Genomic DNA, 473 nt, shown 5'->3' on the forward strand with positions numbered 1-473 from the left:
ATGCTGTGCGGTGCTGGAACTTATTACTACATACACAGCAAATCGAAGCCTGTAGCAGCCGCTACGGGGCAGCAATCGGCAATGAAGGTAACAAAAATGCTGTGCGGTGCTGGAACTTATTACTACATACACAGCAAATCGAAGCCTGTAGCAGCCGCTACGGGGCAGCAATCGGCAATGAAGGTAACAAAAGGCGCCATATCTTCATCCATATCGGGAACCTCTCAGCTGGATGCAAAAGATAAGCAAAATATCGTAATACCCGTAGACGCTATCATTAAAACCATGAATTTGACGCAAAATCAAGCGGTGAAGAAGGGCGACGTGCTCGTAGAGTTGTCCGTTCCTTCCACAGAAACGAACTTGAAAGAAGCACAGGTAAGCCAGCAGCAGCTGGAGAAGGAGCTTGCTGAGCTGCAGGGAGAGCAAAGCCATATGAGTTTGTCGTCCCCAATGAGCGGTAAGCTCACCTT

At 48.6% G+C, this 473-nt stretch carries 1 pseudogene; it reads left to right on the top strand.

Features of this window, described 5'->3' with window-relative positions:
- Positions 1–473 (top strand): annotated as a pseudogene (locus AC1DUA_RS40545) (hypothetical protein); the annotation flags it as partial.

It is taken from the genome of Paenibacillus sp. 01T422 (assembly GCF_056398785.1).